The organism is Dysosmobacter segnis, assembly GCF_014297285.1.
GTDB classification, from domain to species: Bacteria; Bacillota; Clostridia; order Oscillospirales; family Oscillospiraceae; genus Oscillibacter; species Oscillibacter segnis.
The window spans coordinates 1-542 of the sequence record NZ_JACOQI010000120.1 but is presented as its reverse complement, the minus strand read 5'-3'; the positions used below and the strand labels follow the sequence as shown (position 1 = coordinate 542).

1 protein-coding gene is annotated in these 542 nt (G+C 52.8%); it reads right to left on the bottom strand.

The features are described from left to right. The coding region (locus H8Z83_RS20560) for an IS110 family transposase (RefSeq protein ID WP_187016511.1) at positions 1-434 on the bottom strand (434 nt) is incomplete at its 3' end. Positions 435-542: the final 108 nt, after the last annotated feature.

Sequence of the window (542 nt, the reverse complement as noted above, 5' to 3'; positions counted from 1 at the left end):
GCCATGTCTACCAGATAGGCGCGGCTGCGGCACAGCTCTCGCAGAGCCAGGATTTTGTCCTGAGGCACGTTGCTGGCTTTGCAGCGGCCAAAGCGGACAAGGTCCGCAATGATGAGTGAGTCTCTGGCGTCGGTTTTGGCCTTGCGGATGTAAAGCTCCCGCAGGGAATGGGATTGGATAGGATTCAGAACCATGACTGCGTATCCGTCTTTCAAAAGTCTGGCGTAGAGTGCCAGCCAATAGTGGACGGTGGATTCCATGGCGAATACGATCTGGCTCTTTACAAGGGTCAGTCTCCGTACCTGTTCCAGTAACAGATTGTAGCCGGTACAGTTATTCCGGAAGCTGAATGCCTTGCGGACAACCTGGCCATCCTCAGCGATGATGACGGCTTCGTGACTCCGTTTGGCAATGTCGATCCCAACAATGAACATAGTGTTGGCACCTGCCTTTCCTGTTGATGTACAGACAGTTCCTCATGTCCTTATGAGTCATATCCTGCATAGAAATCTGCGGAAAGATCACTCCCGCATCCGGCTCAT